Below are 17,522 nucleotides of genomic sequence, written 5' to 3'. Positions count from 1 at the left end.
CTGCGGGTATAAATTTTCTTTGCTGTTTGCAAGGCGATTTTCTGACAAAAGACAGTTATGCTTTGATAGAGCGCACTTTACTGATGTTAATACACTGTGACCAACTAGCATATTTAGGTATAGGTATAAAAAAATTTATGGGTAGACGATGTCTCTCGTTCGACTAAGAACCTTTATTGAGGTGTATCGACAGCGTTCCATTAGCGGTGCCGCCCGCACGCTGAACCTGACGCAGCCTGCGGTATCGCAACACATCGCCGGTCTGGAAGCATCGCTTGGGCATCCATTGTTTGCGCGCCAAACGCGTGGGGTCGTCCCGACCTCGGTTGCCGATGAACTGGCGGCAGATATTGGTGACCGACTGGATGAAGCGGAAAACGCACTGGCGTCGGCAAAGGCACGTTCGCTGGAACTGGCCGGGGCGCTACAAATTATTGGTCATGCGGATTTTCTGGCCGAAGTCGTGGCTAAGCAGCTGTTGCCACTGCTGGAGGTGGGGGTCCGCATTCGCATGCAAACCGGGGATTATGACGTGATTACCCAAAGTCTTATCGAAGGGTATTGCGACCTGGGGATCTCAGCGGCCCCGGCGAATGACGCGCGTTTAAAAAGCGAACTGATGCTGACCGATGAAATCATGGCGGTCGCCGCACCGCAGGTGGTCAAACGTCTGCTGAATACACCGGATACGCTGGCAGCCATGCAAACCGAACCGCTGCTGGCCTACAGCCTGACACTGCCGCTTATCGATAACTGGTTTGCCGCTAATCGGGTACAGGCACCCGCCATTCTTCCGGCAATGGTCGGGCAGGACTTACGGGCACTGTGCAGTTTATTGTGCCAGGGATTTGGCTGGAGCGCGCTCCCGGCTTATCTCTGCACACCGTATATCGAGCGAGGAGAGCTGGCTGAAATTCCCGCGCCGGTGGCACGGGCCAGCCGAAGTTACTATTTACTCTGGCAACCGAGTGCGCTGCGTCAGCCACGCGTCGCCCATGCCCGGCAGGCGTTGCTGTTTCGGTTAAGGCAAAAGCACGGCTAACGACCCCGCGTAAAAACACGTTAGCAGGCCGAACAGGCATCGCCCATGTCGGCCTGAGCGGTATTAAGGCAGTTGCGCCTGCTGGTAAAGCGCTTCCCACACCTGGGCGACCAGCGCCTGATCAGGCGGCGACAACTCACCGTTTTTAATCGCCTGGTCCAGACTTTCCTGAACCCGAGCATGCAGCGCCTGTGCGGTCTGCTCGTCATGCGCTTCGACTTGCGCCACCGCCAGCGTCAGGTGACCGCGCAGGTAACCGCTGGCAAACAGCTCATCATCACTGCCGTGCTCTACCAGATTGTCAATCAGCGTCAGGATGCGCGCCTCGAATTCTGCGATCATTCATAGTCCTTAGTTATTGGAGTCGTTGCCGAACATCACAGATCGGCTGGATAAGGAAAGTCCGCCGCCGTTTGCGGCGCGGTGTGGTAATAGTCCTGCAACGCCTCGATAAAACGCGCAGGCCGACTGGGTACGCCCTGTTGCAGATAGACCATCACTTGTGCGTGTACCCGGCGCTGAAAGGCGATACGGTCCGGATCAACATCGCCACTGAGGTTGTCGCAGCTGACATTAAACGGGAACCCGGCCGCGACGCAAAACATCCATTCCAGCGCCTGTGGTTTGATTTCCACCACTTCGAACTGGCTCTGAGTCTCGGCATCACGCCCATCCGGGCAGTACCAGTAACCAAAATCCACCAATTTGCGCCGTTCTTCACCGGCAATACACCAGTGCGAAATTTCGTGCATCGCGCTGGCATAAAACCCATGCGCAAACACAATGCGGTGATACGGCGCCTGTTCGTCAGCCGGCAGGTAGATAGGCTCGTCATCGCCTTTCACCAGACGGGTATTGTATTGCTCACTAAAACACCGGTTGAAAATAGTGATCAACTGTTCGTAATGGTGAGTACTTTCAGTGTCAGTCAACATCGTCATCAAAATAGCTGTCCCAGCCAGCGAGCAATCTCGCTGCCGTGGTTGTCGTGAATCAATTTAATGCTCATCAGGGCAGACATAACAACCAACATCGGGCGAATCAGTTTTTGTCCTTTGGTGAGCACCATTCTGGCACCCAGCCGGGCACCGATAATTTGTCCTACCAGCATCACCAGCCCCACCCCCCAGACCACCTGACCGCCCAGCATGAAAAACAGCAGGCTGCCAAAATTGGAGGTGAAGTTGAGTACTTTGGCATGTGCGGTAGCTTTGGCCAGATTGAACCCCAGCAGGGTGACATACGCCAGTGCGTAAAACGACCCGGCTCCCGGCCCGAAAAAGCCGTCGTAAAACCCGACGCAGGCCCCGCCTAACAAAGAGAACGGCAGCAACGACAGGCGGGCATGCCGATCTTCATCCCCGACTTTTGGCATCAGCAAAAAATAGAGGCCGATGCCAATCACCAGCACCGGCAGCAATTTGCGCAGAAAGTCAGCATGAATCTGCTGGATAAGCCAGGCACCGAATACCGCGCCCAGAAACGTCAGCGGCACGGTCAGCCTGAGTATTTTCATATCTACCGCTTTGCGGCGCATGAAATACAGGCTGGCGGAAAACGATCCCCCCACCGCCTGCAATTTATTGGTCGCCAGTACCTGTGCCGGGGAGAGCCCCGCCGCCAGCAACACCGGGATAGACAACAACCCGCCGCCACCAGCGATTGAATCGACAAAGCCGGCAATCACGCTAGCCAAAAACAACAAGGCCAGAATATCTGGCCCGACAACAAACCATTCCATGAATTAGTCCGCAATCAAATGACGATCAAGTAATGCCTGACAGGATGGCGGTAACGGCGGCGGCGTTGTTTTCACCGGCGCTTGTGTACCCGGTTGACGCGGCTGGAACCAACTGTTCAGTTCGGCACCGCACCCATCGCCCGCTGGCGGTGCGTCCTGCTCCTGACACTCCAGACTTTCCGGCGGACAACGCAGGCGCACATGCATATGGGCACGATGGGCAAACCACGGTCGCACCTTGTGCAACCAGTTGCGATCGCTACCCGCTTCCAGACACAGTTGCTTTTTGATGGCAGGGTTCACAAAGATGCGCGTCACGTCGTTATCCTGCGCCGCTGTTTTCACCAGTTTCAGTACATCTGGCGACCAGACGCGCGGGTTGACGTTTTTACCATCCGCCAGGACCAGATCCAGCGGTTGTGGTTGCAACAGTTGTTGCTGGCTCCAGCGCTGGCGGGGCAGCTGTAACCAGATATCCACATCCAGACCTGACTGATGACTGGCATGGCCGCTGCTAAAACGCCCGCCAGCTGGCATCCCCATATCACCGATCAACACCGTACCACCGGTGGTGCGGTGGACCGTGGCGCTAAGCCGATGGATGAACGCCAGCAGGTCCGGATGACCAAAATAGCGCCGTTGATCAACACGCATCACCTGATAATCAGGCGACTGCAACGCCAGCGGCTGTGCCCCGACGATGCAGCCATTGGCAAACGCGCCGATGGCCTGAGGCTGGCCTGCCACCGGATGCGTTATTTCCTGCCACGGTGTTTTCGCCAGCACGGCGCTGCAAAACAGCAGCGCAGCCATCCCAATCCAGTTTGTTTTCATTCTATTGTCGTCATTCGATCTACTGTTGTAATTCGATTTGTTGATGTCGTTCGTTATGGCCTGCGAGAACGGTGTATTACCGCCTTACCAGCGCGGTACCTGACAGATCACATCGGCACACTGCGCCCGTTGACGCAACAGGTGATCCATCAACACGATCGCCATCATCGCTTCGGCAATCGGTACAGCACGGATACCCACGCAAGGGTCGTGTCGACCACGGGTGATCATTTCCGTAGCTTCACCGTCGCGGGTAATCGTGCGGCCCGGCACGGTAATGCTGGATGTTGGTTTCAACGCCAGATGGGCGGAAATGGTTTGGCCGCTACTGATGCCGCCCAGAATGCCGCCAGCGTGGTTGCTCTGAAAACCATCCGGGGTGATTTCATCACGGTTTTCACTGCCGCGACGGTTGACCACGGCAAAGCCGTCACCAATCTCTACGCCTTTAACCGCATTGATGCTCATCAGTGCATGGGCCAGGTCGGCGTCAAGACGGTCAAACACTGGCTCACCCAGTCCCGGCGGGACGGACTCTGCCACCACCGTCACCTTCGCACCGATAGAATCACCGTCTTTTTTCAGAGCACGCATCAGTTCATCCAGCGCCTCCAGTTTATCCGGGTCCGGACAGAAAAACGGGTTCTGCTCTACCTGCTCCCAGTCTTTCAGTTCGCACACCACATCGCCCATCTGTGCCAGATAACCACGGATCGCCACACCATACTGTTGTTGCAGGTATTTCTTGGCTATGGCACCAGCAGCCACACGCATCGCCGTTTCACGGGCAGAAGAACGGCCACCGCCACGGTAATCGCGGATACCGTATTTCTGCTCATAGGTGTAATCGGCATGGCCCGGACGGAATACGTCCTTGATGGCGCTATAATCCTGTGAACGCTGGTCGGTATTTTCAATCAACAAACCGATACTGGTGCCCGTCGTCACCCCTTCAAATACCCCAGACAGAATGCGAACCTGATCCGGCTCACGGCGCTGGGTGGTATAACGGGACGTCCCCGGACGACGACGATCCAGGTCGTGCTGCAAATCGGCTTCGGTTAACGGAATACCCGGCGGTACGCCATCTACCACACATCCCAACGCAATACCGTGGGACTCACCAAAGGTGGTGACACGGAAAAACTGACCAATACTGTTTCCTGCCATCACGGCTCCTTAGCATTGAAAAAACATCAGTACGGCAGACGGGAACACACCGCCTGCCATCCTGCAGAATAATTAATCCCGGTAAGCGCTGAAATGCGCCTGACAATCCAGCAATTGAGAGCGGGTCAGCATAAACACACCGTCGCCGCCATTGTCGAACTCCAGCCAGGTGAACGGAATGTCTGGGTACTGATCCATCAAATGCACCATGCTATTGCCGACTTCGCAAATCAGCACCCCGTCTTCCGCCAGGTAGTCCGGCGCGCACGCCATAATCCGACGCACCAATGCCAGGCCGTCGCTGCCTGCCGCCAGCCCTAATTCCGGCTCGAAGCGGTATTCCTGTGGCAGGTCGGCCATGTCTTCTTCATCGACATACGGCGGATTAGTCACAATCAGATCATACTGAATCGCAGGCAGTTCGCGGAACAGATCAGAGCGAATCGGCGTCACGTTATATTCCATACCGTGCTGCTGAATATTCTGTTCGGTGACGGCCAGTGCATCGGCGGAAATATCCACCGCATCCACTTCTGCTTCAGGGAAAGCCTGCGCACAGGCGATAGCGATACACCCGCTACCGGTACACAAATCGAGAATATGACGCGGGGCAGCTGGCAGCAACGAGGCAAAGCGCTGGTTAATCAGCTCGCCAATCGGTGAGCGGGGGACTAACACGCGCTCATCAACGTAAAACTCCAGTCCGCAGAACCAGGCTTTATTCGTCAGATACGCTACGGGAATACGTTCGTTAACACGACGAATCACGCGCTCAACGATACGATGACGCTCGCTGGAGGTCAGCCGGGCCTGGTACATGTCTTCTGGAATATCAACCGGTAGAAACAACGTAGGCAGCACCAACTGTAACGCTTCATCCCAGGGATTATCGGTACCGTGGCCATAGTAGACGTTGGCGGCATTAAACCGGCTCACCGCCCAGCGCAGCATATCCTGAATGGTATGCAAATCGTTGACCGCCTCATCGACGAAAATTTTGTCCAAGTGTGTTCTCCGCAAACAACTGTTGCTGCGATCGCTGATTTTTGTGATCGCGTGTGTCTGTCACCGTACTGGTTTCTATAACCTTACTGGTTCTATAAACGTACTGCTTTCTATAAGCGCAATAGTTTGCCATGAAGACGGCGACAAATCAGCAGATATCACCGCCAGACAGCGTGGGCCGGGGAAACCGGTGGGGGAATGGACTCAGCATGATAAGGTTTTGTTTAGCCACCGGCACGGAACAGGTAGACTACATCGATACCTATTTCTATACCGATACCGTATTTCTATTCTGAAACAGAACGGCGACGAGACAGAGTAACGCACTAATGAAAAAAAAATTCATGCTTGATGACGAGGAACAGGCGCTTTTCCGCACGTCGGTAGCGGGTGCCACCCGGTTGCGTCAGGATACCTATGTCCACCGTCCGGTTCGTCATAAACCCGGCGTAATGCCGCCCCGGCGAATGATTCAGGAGCAGGTGGACGCCAGCTTCTATTTTTCGGATGAGTTTCAACCGCAACTGGAAAACGACGGGCCGACACGTTATATCCGTCCCGGTGCCAGCCATTATGAGTTGAAGAAATTACGCCGGGGAGATTACTCACCGGAGCTGTTTCTGGATTTGCACGGGCTGACGCAACTGGAAGCCAAGCAGGAACTCGGGGCGTTGCTGGCCGCCTGTCAGCGCGAACATGTTTACTGTGCCTGCGTGATGCACGGTCATGGTAAACACATTCTCAAACAACAAACACCGCTGTGGCTGGCGCAACACCCGGATGTGCTGGCATTCCATCAGGCACCGAAAGAATTCGGCGGTGATGCCGCCTTGCTGGTACTGGTGGCACAAGAAAGCACTGACGATGAATAACCACTGATCGTCGACGCAACTTGTCAGCCACAGTCCATCGCCACCCTCACCCCGAGGCGGCTCACCGCCCGGGGCATCGACGATTCAGAGTTTGGCTGCTTTGGCTGCTTTAGCGGCTAACTGAGAGGGGGAAACCTGCCAGTGATAAACGCCGGTTCCGGATGCATCATCCAGTTCGACGCAGGCAATGGCCGAGGTGGCAAACATGGGCGCATTCTCAGCCGGGCACAACCCGGCGACCAGATACCCTACCAGCGGCAGATGAGAGACCACCAGCACGGCGCTGGTGCCTTCTTTCGCCTGCGCCAGCAGGTAGTCACACACTAATTCGGCATTACCGCCCGGCGTCAACTCCGGCAGACATTCACTTTCTTCCGGTAGTGGCATGACATCGGCTACGACCTGTAACGTCTGTTGAGCCCGCACATAGGGACTCACCAGTACCCGCTCAATATCAATCGCCTGATCGTTAAGCCAGGCTGCCATCTGACGAGATTCTTCATCTCCCCGGCGGCTTAACGGCCGGAGTGCATCACTGGCGGCGTCAGGTACGGCATCACCATGACGCATGATCAAAACTTGCATATTACACCGCTATATTGATGAAAAAGGGCAATAAATCCCTGGGGATAGCTGTAGATTAACTGAATCGGCACAATGCCGTTTTGCGACAGGTCACAGCCTGGTGTCGGAGACCATCCTCGTCTTGCTGATGGTGTTTTGACCGACGCAAAGCGCATTTTTTTACCCCAATTGTCAGGGAATCGCAACCAACCCCCTGTATGGAGCACCGCCATTGTCATCCCACCCTACCATTACGTTCGCGTCGGCACCGCCAACACCCCGTATTTTCAGGCAATTAACCTTGCTTTTATCAGGGGGAAATCAGTATGAGCGCATCATAATATGCTACTCACCATCAATTCCCTCTCGGTTAGCAACATTTTAAACTGCGATATAATTTTTATTCAGATAAAAAAATTATCAATCCTGAGAATACAGAACAAACCGACACCGGTTTTATTTTTATGACACTTTTACACTTTTTCATCTTATTAACATGGGAAATGCTGGAAAAAAGACGCTGCCTCACTCATAGTAAACACAGACAACACTGGCAACGAATACAACATATTTAAATAGTTCAGCGCGGTATTATGCTCAGCACTCAGGGAATTGTTATTCCGGGTAAAGGAAGACCATAAGCCACCCAATTAAAAACACTATTTTTCAAAAAGATAAAATAGACACCTTCAAAAAATTCGTCTTTGTATTTAATACATTTATTAATTAAAGGCCTTAACCAAAAATTAAATTCAGCGAAGGCCCTTCTCGTCATAAAATAATGATATTTTTTAAACAAGATCGGGTTGATTCATTCAAAAAACTTGTTTTTAATACATTGCCGTCTTTATTCCCCCTCTCGGGGGAAGAATAAACAAGATAACGCAACGTGAGGATGCCCCTGCCTTGACCCTGTGGTACCTATACCAAAACGGCAAGTAAATTAGCCCTGACGGAACAGGTTCTTAAGTGATTAACTCATCGTGTCATCGATAAAACCGGTCTGTTCAGACTGCCGACGGAGCAGCCCTTCAGCAGGGGCAAACCGATCGCCGTACTGCTTTTGCAATGACCGCAGCGTACCGACCACTGTCGTGATACTCAATTGATTCATATAATGAAACGGTCCCCCCAGGAACGGTGGGAACCCAATGCCCATTACTGCGCCGATGTCCCCCTCCCCTGGGCGACGAATCACGCCTTCATCCAGACAGCGTACCGCTTCATTGAGCATCATCATGACGCAGCGCTGCGTCATCAACGCCGGGTCCAGATGCGCGGTTGGCGTAACATCCAGCAAGCGATAGATACGGCTATCAGAGACTTTATGCTGCCGACGCCACCAGTTGCACAACCGCTCATAACGAGACAGATCGTAGCGATAAAAACCCCGTCCGTTCTTACGCCCTTTGCGGTTATCTCTGGCTATCGCCTCCAGTGCCGCAGGCGCGCAGAATCGCTCTCCCAGTTCGGCGACCAGCACGGGTACAATCTTCATCGCCACATCAATCCCCACTTCATCCAGCAAGGTAAACGGGCCGACAGGAAAACCAAAACGTACCAGCGCCCGGTCAATCGACTCTACCGGTTCCCCTTCCAGCAGGCAGCGGGCTGCTTCATTCAGGTAAGGTGCCAGAATGCGATTGACGTAAAACCCGGCTTTATCCGCCACAACAATCGCCGTTTTGCCCTGCTTTCTCGCCAATGCCACCGTGGTAGCTAGCGTCGAGTTATCGGTTCCTGCATGGGGGATGACCTCAACCAGCGGCATCTTATCCACCGGGCTAAAGTAGTGCAGGCCGATCACCTGCTCTGGACGGCTGGCCCCCGCGGCAATCTGATGGATGGGTAACGATGACGTATTGGTAGCAAACACGGTATGGGGTGGCGTGACCGCCTCGATGTCCCGCACCATCTGCTGTTTGAGCGCGATATCCTCAAATACCGCTTCCACCACCACATCAACATGCTCAAACCCTCGATAATCGGTGCCACCGGAGAGCAGGCTCATCTGTCGCCGCTGTTCTGCCGGTGTTATACGCCGACGGGCCACCTGCTTGTTTAGCCGTTGCCAGCTACTGTGTAATGCCTGGGTGATCCCCTGCTCTTGAATATCCTTAATCCTTACCGGTAACTGGCCGTTCAGTACCGTCACACTGGCGATACCGCCCCCCATTAACCCACCGCCCAGCACGCCGACACGACGTAATGGACCAGGAGCCACCGGCGCACCAAAATCTTTTTTCAATGCCGTGGTGGTAAAAAACAACCGCCGCAATGCCACGGATTCCGGCGACATCACCAGTTGCCCGAACGCGCGGGCCTCGGCCTGATACCCCGCCTGACTCCCTTGCTCCAGACCACGGCGCACCACCTCAATGATGCGCGTCGCCGCCGGATAGTTGCCCTGTGTTTTTGCCAGCGTCTGTCGCCGCACCCGCTCAAACAGCCAACGGCGAACATACGGCAGCATCAGTAACCGGTGTCGCCAGCCGGGTGAGGTCACCGGCCGTTTACCCCGGCGAATAAAACCCAGCGCTGCCTCCAGCAAGACGGCGGAGGCTACCACCTCATCAACCAGCCCGATACGCCGTGCCTGCGCAGCGCGCAGTTGTCGCCCGGTGAGTATTAACTCCAGCGCACGATCCACGCCTATCAGACGTGGAAGACGTTGGGTCCCCCCCGCTCCCGGTAATAGCCCCAGTTGCACCTCCGGTAATCCGAGGCGGGTGCTGTCATCGGCGGTACAGAGCCGATAGTCGCACGCCAGCGCCAGTTCCAGACCACCACCCAGACAGGTACCGTGAATAGCCGCCACCACCGGGAACGGCAGATGGGCGATCGCATCCAGCGTGTGCTGGCCAGTTTCGGCCAGCTTCTGTGCACTGGCCACATTGGCACAGGCATCCAACATGCCGATATCCGCCCCCGCAATAAACGACGCCGGTTTTCCTGACAGAATAATCAGCCCCTGCAGGCCGTTGTACTGCCGGGCTTGTGACAACACGCTTTGCATCTGCTCAGCAAATTCCGCTTTCAGGGTATTCACTTTTTCACCGGGGACATCCACGGTAATCACCCCGATGTGGTCAGGGCGAAATGTCAGTTGGAAAGCGGCTTGGGTGCCGCGCTCATCCGTTTGGCCCATCCCTAACTGCTCCGTCATTGCGCCACCTCCACCACCATCGCTGCACCCAGACCACCCGCCGCACAGGCGGTCACCAAGCCTAACCCACCGCCCCGTCGACGCAATTCATGCAACGTTTGGGTAATCATCCGCGCGCCGGTTGCCGCAAACGGATGCCCATAAGCAATCGAACCACCGCGGACATTAAAACGCGCCTCATCCACCTCACCTATCGGTGCACTACGGCCCAGTTTGTCGCGGGCGAATTCTGCACTGGCGAACAGGTGAAGGTTAGCTAACGTTTGAGCAGCAAAAGCTTCATGCATGTCAATCAGCGTCAGGTCATCAAGCCGGATGCCTGCCCTGCCAAGAGCCAGTGGCGTGGCATACGCAGGCCCGGCTAACATGTCTTGCTGTACCGGGATCGCGCTAAAGGCATAACTGCGCAGGTAACCGAGCGGGGTCAAGCGCAGTTCGCTGGCCCGGGATTCGCTCATCAGCAACACCGCCGCAGCGCCATCAGTCAACGGCGAACTGTTAGCCGCAGTCACACTACCGTAGCGACGGTCAAAGGCGGGGGTAAGGCGGGAATACTGTTCTGGCGCGCTGTCACGACGAATGGTGTTGTCTTCGCTGATGGCCTGCTTATACGGCGGCACCCAGGCCGTCATCACTTCATCGCGTAACACGCCATCAGCCCAGGCCTGAGCCGCCCGTTGATGGGAACGGTGGGCGAATGCGTCCTGCGCGTCGCGACTGATACGGTAGTCTTTCGCCATCTGCTCCGCGGTGTCCCCCATCCGCAACCCGGTGGAATACTCCGCGACGGCAGGCGCTACCGGAAGTAAATCCCGGGGGCGCAACCGGGCCAGCAACGCCAGCCGCTGGCTGAGTGTTTTGGCCCGCGACAGAGAAACCAGCGTGTGCGCCAGCGCCTTGCTAACGCCAATCGGCAGCACCGACGCCGAGTCTGCTCCGCCAGCAATACCGATATCAATAGAGCCAGCCAAAATACTTTCGGCGACGTTAGCTACCGCCTGAAAACTGGTCGCGCAGGCACGGGAAACACTGTAAGCATCGGTGTGAACACTCATGCCGCTACCCAGCACAATTTCACGCGCAATATTGGGGGCTTCAGGCATCTGAATCACTTGACCGAAGACCAGTTGATCCACCTGCTCTGGTTCAACACCGCTACGCAGCAGTAACTCATTCACCACCAGCTTCCCCAGCTCCAGCGCCGGAACGCCATGATATACCGTCGCCTGCCGGGCAAACGGGGTTCTCAATCCACTGACAATCGCAATCCGATCGCCGCGTCGGGTGAGCAACGGCGTGACTTCGCGCATAACCATGAGGTTCATCCCTTTTCAGAGGTCGAGGAGGTTTGAACTCATTGTTAACCTGAAGATTACATTATGCAAACAAGCCGATACCAAACAGCGAACCCGGCCACGCTTCCCGGTACGCTGGGGCAAGTAGATATAGCGATACGACAGGGCATAACCAGACGAAAACACCATGGTACAAGGTCGTAAAAACGCAGAAACGGAAATAGCAGAAATGACAGGAATAATGACGAGGTGACCCCGAGCAAATACCGCCCCGTTTAGTGTCAGACACAAAGCGAGGCAGAGTACACCGGGGCGATTTTCCGGCCCGCTCAGGGCCGTTTATTCGCTCAGTTAGTTTTCAGGCTGTTTATTGGCTCAGGGCTGTTCATTGGCTCAGGGCTGTACTGGCACAGCCGAGGATTAACGCAGACCCAACTGGAAAATCAGCGTTTCGGCCTGGCAACTGAAGGTGAAATCCATATCCAGTTTGACCCCGGCATCCACCTCAGACAGGCGGGCATCAATCACGCAAGGTTCGGATTCAACTGAACGGGCTTTTTCCGTTAATTGCTTCTGCATCTGCTCCGCATCGCTACGACTGGTGAATACGTGGCTGTAAGACGCCGTGCAGTCGGTATTATCCATTACGGTTCCCACATCCACACAGCAACAGGCGGCGGTTTCTTCTGCGCTACATTTGTTAATCGCGTTTGTCATGACAAAACTCCTCTGCGGTGACAGGCGCTTCCTCAAGCGGAAGCGGGCCATCAATGTAATCTGGCTCTCATTTTACTCACACGGATGGCCTATCACTAGCACTTACCAACTAAAGGGGCATTGCGTGACACAGATCACGCATTGGCGTTATTTTTCAATGAAATAAGCTAAAAACCCTAAACACAACCATAACATTTGTTAACTAGATCCAAATTCTTGAATCATTTTTGCAACATACATGGAACTTTAAGAAAACATTTCATAGTGTTAATTCTATATTTTTCGTAACTGGTCTGATTTGTCAGCCCAGTAAGCCCCCCTACAATGCGCGTCCCTTGTTACACGCTAACAAAAATAGCCAATATCAGTGAGGTTTCGGTCATGAGCCAGAAAGTCCTGTTAAAGAAAACATCACTTGCTGTGGCGCTGGCGCTCATGGCATCCAATGCAACTGCAGCGGGTTTCCAGTTGAATGAATTCTCTTCATCGGGCCTCGGGCGTGCCTTCTCCGGTGAAAGTGCCATTGCAGATAACGCCAGTTCCGGCAGCCGTAACCCAGCCACGATGACGATGTTTGATCGCCCATCGTTTTCCGGCGGTGTCACCTATATTGACCCGGACATCAATCTGCACGGCAGTAGCAGCAGCGGCCGTGACGCCAGCGCCAATAACATCGCGCCAAACGCCTGGGTGCCTAACCTGCATTTCATCATGCCGCTGAACGATCAGTGGGCGGTAGGTGCTTTTGCCACCACCAACTTCGGTCTGGCGACCGAATTCAGTGATAATTTCAGTGCCGGTTCCATTGCGGGCAAAACCGACCTGAAAACGACCAACCTGAACCTGAGCGCCGCCTATCGCCTCAACCAGCATTTCAGCTTTGGTCTGGGTGTTAACGCCGTATACGCCGATGCCAAAATTGTGCGTAATGCCGGTGAAATCGGCCCGGCGCTGCGCGTGAACCCAACCGCTGAGATAACGCATCTGGACGGTAAAGAATGGGGTTATGGCTGGAACGCCGGTCTCTTGTACGAGCTGGATAAAAATAACCGTTTTGGCCTGAGCTACCGTTCTAAAGTCGATATCGACTTTAACGGTTCTTTCCGAAGTGACCTGGCAGCACCACGCGGCACCAGTGGTACCACCATCCCCGGTAAGCTGACGCTCAACCTGCCGGAAATGTGGGAGTTCTCCGCGTACCATCGTGTTGCACCGCAATGGGCCGTCCACTACAGCCTGGCCTACACCAGTTGGAGCGCATTCCAGGAACTGCGCGCTACTGGCAGCAGCGGCCAGCAGTTGTTCCAAAAAGACGAGAGCTTCCACGACGCCTACCGTATCGCGTTAGGAACCACCTACTACTACGACAACAACTGGACTTTCCGTGCGGGTATCGCGTTTGACGATAGCCCGGTTCCGGCAGACAAACGCACTATCTCCATTCCGGATCAGGATCGTCTGTGGCTGAGCGCCGGTACCACTTACGCCTTCAATAAAGACGCGTCGGTCGATGTGGGTGTGTCTTACATGCACGGACAGAAAGTGACTATCCACGAGCCGGGCATTTCCCAGAGCGTGCCTTCCTACACCTTTACCTCTAAAGGGCAGGCGTGGTTGTACGGTGTGAACTTTAACTACAGCTTCTGACACAACACCTTCTGTCTACGAGAAAAAGGCCGCGATTGCGGCCTTTTGCTTTCCTGCATAGCGATGGCTGATGCGGTGATTACTCCGGTTTCACTTCCATGTAATCCAGTTTCAGCGTACTGCTGGTGTAACTGCGAATCTTATTCGTCAGCTCGATGTTGCCTTCCAGTTTCTGGCCGTAAGACGGGATGATTTCTTTTAGCTTCGCCTGCCATTGTGGCGTGGCGACTTTATCTTTAAACACCGTTTGCAACAGGCTAAGCATGATAGGCGCGGCGGTGGATGCCCCCGGCGAAGCCCCCAGCAGTGCGGCAATGGTTCCATCTTTGTCGCTGACAATCTCGGTACCCAGTTTTAGTACGCCGCCCAGCTCTTTGTCTTTTTTGATGACCTGGACACGCTGCCCCGCTACCGCCAAACGCCAGTCAGATGGTTTGGCTTGCGGAAAGTACTCTTTCAGCGCGGCAAAACGGTCATCATCATTCATCATCAGCTGCCCGATCAGGTATTTCACCAGGTCGAAATTGTCGATCCCCACATCCATCATCGGTATTACATTGGAGGTGTTCATTGACGAGATAAGATCCCACAATGAGCCGTTTTTCAGGAATTTACTGGAAAAAGTCGCAAACGGGCCAAACAGCAGCACCGGTTTACCATCAAAGATACGGGTATCCAGATGCGGGACTGACATTGGTGGCGCGCCAACCGACGCCTTGCCATACACCTTGGCAAGATGGCGTTTTACGATATCCGGATTATCCGTCACCAGAAACTCACCACCGACCGGAAAGCCGCCGTAGTTATTCGCTTCCGGAATACCGGATTTCTGCAACAATTGCAGTGCTGCACCGCCCGCGCCGATAAACACAAACTTCGCGTTAATCGCGCTTTCTTTACCACCGTTTTTCAGGTCAGCGACCACAACGCGCCAGGTTTTATCCGGGTTACGTTTGATATCACGCACTTCATTGTTCAGTTTCAGGTTGAAAGTCGAATGCTGTTGCAATCCATTCACCAACTGGCGGGTTACTTCGCCGTAGTTGACATCGGTACCAATCGGCATGCGGGTAGCGGCAACTTTCTGCTGTGAGTCTCGCCCTTCCATCACCAGTGGAATCCACTGTTTTATCTGTTCCGGATTATCCGAGAACGCCATGCCGCGGAATAAGGTGCTGTGCTGCAACGCCTGATAGCGTTTGTGCAGATAATTGACGTTCTCGTCCCCCCACACGAAGCTCATGTGCGGTACGCTGTTGATGAACGACGACGGGTCTTTCATCACATCATGGGAAATTTGATAAGACCAGAACTGGCGGGAAACCTCGAACGCTTCGCTGATTTCAACTGCTTTGCTGATATCAATCGAGCCATCGGCTTTTTCCGGCGTATAGTTCAGCTCCATAAATGCCGAGTGGCCGGTGCCAGCATTATTCCAGCCGTTGGAACTCTCTTGCGCGACGTTGTCCAGCCGCTCAACCATACTAATGGTCCAGTTCGGCTCCAGCGCCTGTAGATATGTCCCCAGTGTGGCACTCATGACTCCGCCGCCAATCAGCACCACATCCACAGCGTGCTGTTCCTCTGCCATGGCAGGCTGTGCCAGCCCTATTGTGCCCAGACACAAGGTGGTAACCAGTAACTTTTTCATATTTATGTCCCATTATGTCAGTGTGTCATCCCTGCAGGTGAACAAGGGTGATTCCCGATTAGCGAGATAACGATACAAAAGCGATAAACCATGCGGGAAACAGTGACAAACCGTGGTAGTCAAACCTGCCTTTATGATGTCGATACGACATAGAGCCGGATGACGACAGGCGGAGATAAAAACAGGTTACGCAACATGCGGATTGCCTGCCCAGGGCAGCTGAATCGTTACCTTTCCTAACCGTCTGTTATTATTGTTACATAAACGATAAAAATGAATTTATGTAATTAAATAAACGGTTAACAATAAAATAACGCTTCACAAACAATCAATTGGCTGTAACAGAAGGGGTTTGACGGGAAAATTAGTTACAAAAGGCACCCGCAGGTGCCTGTATAACACGACAACCAGACTTATTTATTTGAATCAATTTCGTCCAGACTGCCTTCAATCGCCTTAGCATTCGGGTTGACCACCGGAACGGATTTACCGCCGTTCGCCAGGAAATCATGGCGCTGGAAGTAAGCATCACGCACCATCAGGTATGGATCAGACGAATTACGCAGCAACCCGTCGGAATCCAGCAGGCTGGCACGGGTTTCCAGCCCTTGCACCACCCATTTACCCGCCGACATCCAGAACGTGAGGTAACTCAATGGTGGATAGAGCGTATCCACGACACCACCACCGTCTTCACGTAATGTCGCGCTGCCATACCCCGGTAACACCAGATAAGGCCCGTAGCCCACATGGTAATAACCCAGGGTACTGCCGAAACGGTGTGGTTCTTCTTTCGCCAGTTTAGGATTCGCCATCGAGGCCACGTCAATCAGGCCACCCATACCTAATAATGTATTGAGGAAGAAACGGTTAAGGTGAATCATTGCCTGATAGGGTTTCCCCTCAGCGAAATAGTTCACCATCGCGGCAGGTTCAGACAGGTTGACGAAGAAATTGGTTAGCCCGTTACGTGCAGGCTGTGGCATGTAGTCACGCCAGACTACGGCTGCCGGACGAACGACATAGGGATCCAACACATTGTAGTTGAACCCGAACATGGTACGGTTGAATCCTTCCAGCGGATCCGAACGTTGCTCCGGCGCTGAGGTTTTAGAGCTGGCACAGCCGACAAGCACCACACTCGCCAGTACCACACCACCCAGACGAAAATTCATAACGTATCTCCCTGCTGAACTTTCATGCGGTCCGCACGACCTGCCACTGGGCCGTCAGCGCACAAGGCCACATGTTATCATTTTAATACACCGGGCTTTGGTTTGCCCGTGCCGCCCTGTCGCGGCATATCGGAAAATGGCAATCGCCTGATCGCAACACCAGACGTGACGCAGCTCTCATCAATGCTTCGGAATTGTCCGGTTCTTACCCGGTTCGATGAACAAAGACGTCCACCGGTTCACCACCGTCGCCAACATGATGCTCAACCGTGGCAGAGTGCAGATCCTGCGTTAGCCTCTCGCAAAATTCCAGCACCCATTGTGCGATCGCAACCGAATTCAGTGACTTGCTATGCAGTCATCCCCCTATCAGGGCGATTCGGATAACGGAAGATAGCATGATTAAGGCCGGTATACCGCTCAAAACTGGTGGCGGATTGAGCAAACGCACCGGCAAGTGCTTATGAAGACAGCCAAATCGGGTATAATGCATCGCCAACGCGGTCCCCATAGTTAAATGGATATAACGAGCCCCTCCTAAGGGCTAGTTGCAGGTTCGATTCCTGCTGGGGACGCCATCACCTCGTCTCACACCTTCTCAGCAAGTCTAAAAAACCTTTAAAAACAAATAAAAAGAAGAAAG

Annotated in this window: 15 protein-coding genes and 1 tRNA gene; 4 read left to right on the top strand and 12 right to left on the bottom strand. The window is 54.0% G+C overall.

The features are described from left to right. The first annotated feature begins 148 nt into the window (after positions 1-148). Entirely contained in the window at positions 149-1,042 is an 894-nt protein-coding gene (locus LF929_RS06590) for a LysR family transcriptional regulator (protein ID WP_016941126.1), read from the top strand. 63 nt (positions 1,043-1,105) lie between these two features. On the opposite strand, the gene LF929_RS06585 is transcribed toward LF929_RS06590, so the two are convergent. The 6 genes from LF929_RS06585 to prmB form a co-directional block, all read right to left on the bottom strand. Continuing rightward, positions 1,106-1,384, bottom strand: coding sequence for a YfcL family protein (locus LF929_RS06585; RefSeq protein WP_012885441.1), 279 nt, complete (start codon positions 1,382-1,384; stop codon positions 1,106-1,108). A gap of 35 nt (positions 1,385-1,419) precedes the next feature. Next, on the bottom strand, positions 1,420-1,983 hold the full coding sequence (locus LF929_RS06580; protein ID WP_012885442.1) for an elongation factor P hydroxylase: 564 nt from the start codon (positions 1,981-1,983) through the stop codon (positions 1,420-1,422). Further along, positions 1,983-2,783 (bottom strand): sulfite exporter TauE/SafE family protein, encoded by an 801-nt coding sequence (locus LF929_RS06575; protein WP_016941128.1) that lies wholly within the window; start codon positions 2,781-2,783, stop codon positions 1,983-1,985. Before LF929_RS06575 ends, LF929_RS06580 begins: the two co-directional genes overlap by 1 nt. A 3-nt stretch (positions 2,784-2,786) precedes the next feature. After that, positions 2,787-3,617 (bottom strand): penicillin-insensitive murein endopeptidase, encoded by an 831-nt coding sequence (gene mepA / locus LF929_RS06570; RefSeq protein ID WP_023640260.1) that lies wholly within the window; start codon positions 3,615-3,617, stop codon positions 2,787-2,789. Between the two features lie 84 nt (positions 3,618-3,701). Continuing rightward, entirely contained in the window at positions 3,702-4,787 is a 1,086-nt protein-coding gene (gene aroC / locus LF929_RS06565) for a chorismate synthase (protein WP_012885445.1), read from the bottom strand. A 72-nt stretch (positions 4,788-4,859) separates the two neighbouring features. Further along, positions 4,860-5,792: a 50S ribosomal protein L3 N(5)-glutamine methyltransferase gene (gene prmB, locus LF929_RS06560; RefSeq protein ID WP_016941130.1), complete on the bottom strand. Its 933-nt coding sequence runs from the start codon at positions 5,790-5,792 to the stop codon at positions 4,860-4,862. A 329-nt stretch (positions 5,793-6,121) separates the two neighbouring features. Between prmB and smrB the strand changes: the two genes are divergently transcribed. Continuing rightward, the gene (smrB, locus tag LF929_RS06555) at positions 6,122-6,664 is read left to right on the top strand and encodes an endonuclease SmrB (protein ID WP_038908566.1); all 543 of its coding nucleotides are present in this window, start codon (positions 6,122-6,124) and stop codon (positions 6,662-6,664) included. Positions 6,665-6,748: 84 nt separating this feature from the next. On the opposite strand, the gene sixA is transcribed toward smrB, so the two are convergent. The 4 genes from sixA to LF929_RS06535 all read right to left on the bottom strand — a co-directional run bounded on the left by sixA (position 6,749) and on the right by LF929_RS06535 (position 12,406). Next, positions 6,749-7,249: a phosphohistidine phosphatase SixA gene (sixA, locus tag LF929_RS06550; protein WP_038905053.1), complete on the bottom strand. Its 501-nt coding sequence runs from the start codon at positions 7,247-7,249 to the stop codon at positions 6,749-6,751. A gap of 952 nt (positions 7,250-8,201) precedes the next feature. Then, positions 8,202-10,394: a fatty acid oxidation complex subunit alpha FadJ gene (gene fadJ, locus LF929_RS06545; RefSeq protein ID WP_210174174.1), complete on the bottom strand. Its 2,193-nt coding sequence runs from the start codon at positions 10,392-10,394 to the stop codon at positions 8,202-8,204. Next, the gene (gene fadI, locus LF929_RS06540) at positions 10,391-11,704 is read right to left on the bottom strand and encodes an acetyl-CoA C-acyltransferase FadI (RefSeq protein ID WP_210174325.1); all 1,314 of its coding nucleotides are present in this window, start codon (positions 11,702-11,704) and stop codon (positions 10,391-10,393) included. The genes fadJ and fadI overlap by 4 nt, the downstream gene beginning before the upstream one ends. A 405-nt stretch (positions 11,705-12,109) precedes the next feature. Continuing rightward, positions 12,110-12,406: a YfcZ/YiiS family protein gene (locus LF929_RS06535; RefSeq protein WP_080646365.1), complete on the bottom strand. Its 297-nt coding sequence runs from the start codon at positions 12,404-12,406 to the stop codon at positions 12,110-12,112. A 381-nt stretch (positions 12,407-12,787) separates the two neighbouring features. On the opposite strand from LF929_RS06535, the gene fadL reads away from it, so the two are divergent. Then, the gene (gene fadL, locus LF929_RS06530; protein WP_038908570.1) at positions 12,788-14,053 is read left to right on the top strand and encodes a long-chain fatty acid transporter FadL; all 1,266 of its coding nucleotides are present in this window, start codon (positions 12,788-12,790) and stop codon (positions 14,051-14,053) included. Between the two features lie 79 nt (positions 14,054-14,132). On the opposite strand, the gene mqo is transcribed toward fadL, so the two are convergent. Both mqo and mlaA read right to left on the bottom strand, forming a co-directional pair. Then, on the bottom strand, positions 14,133-15,704 hold the full coding sequence (gene mqo, locus LF929_RS06525; RefSeq protein ID WP_210174173.1) for a malate dehydrogenase (quinone): 1,572 nt from the start codon (positions 15,702-15,704) through the stop codon (positions 14,133-14,135). A 413-nt stretch (positions 15,705-16,117) separates the two neighbouring features. Next, positions 16,118-16,879 (bottom strand): phospholipid-binding lipoprotein MlaA, encoded by a 762-nt coding sequence (gene mlaA, locus LF929_RS06520; RefSeq protein ID WP_038908571.1) that lies wholly within the window; start codon positions 16,877-16,879, stop codon positions 16,118-16,120. A gap of 503 nt (positions 16,880-17,382) precedes the next feature. Between mlaA and LF929_RS06515 the strand changes: the two genes are divergently transcribed. Next, a tRNA-Arg gene (locus tag LF929_RS06515) sits at positions 17,383-17,457 on the top strand. Positions 17,458-17,522 lie beyond the last annotated feature (65 nt).

Source organism: Dickeya oryzae, from assembly GCF_020406815.2.
Taxonomy (GTDB): Bacteria; Pseudomonadota; Gammaproteobacteria; order Enterobacterales; family Enterobacteriaceae; genus Dickeya; species Dickeya oryzae.
This window is presented reverse-complemented; position numbering and strand designations above follow the sequence as displayed.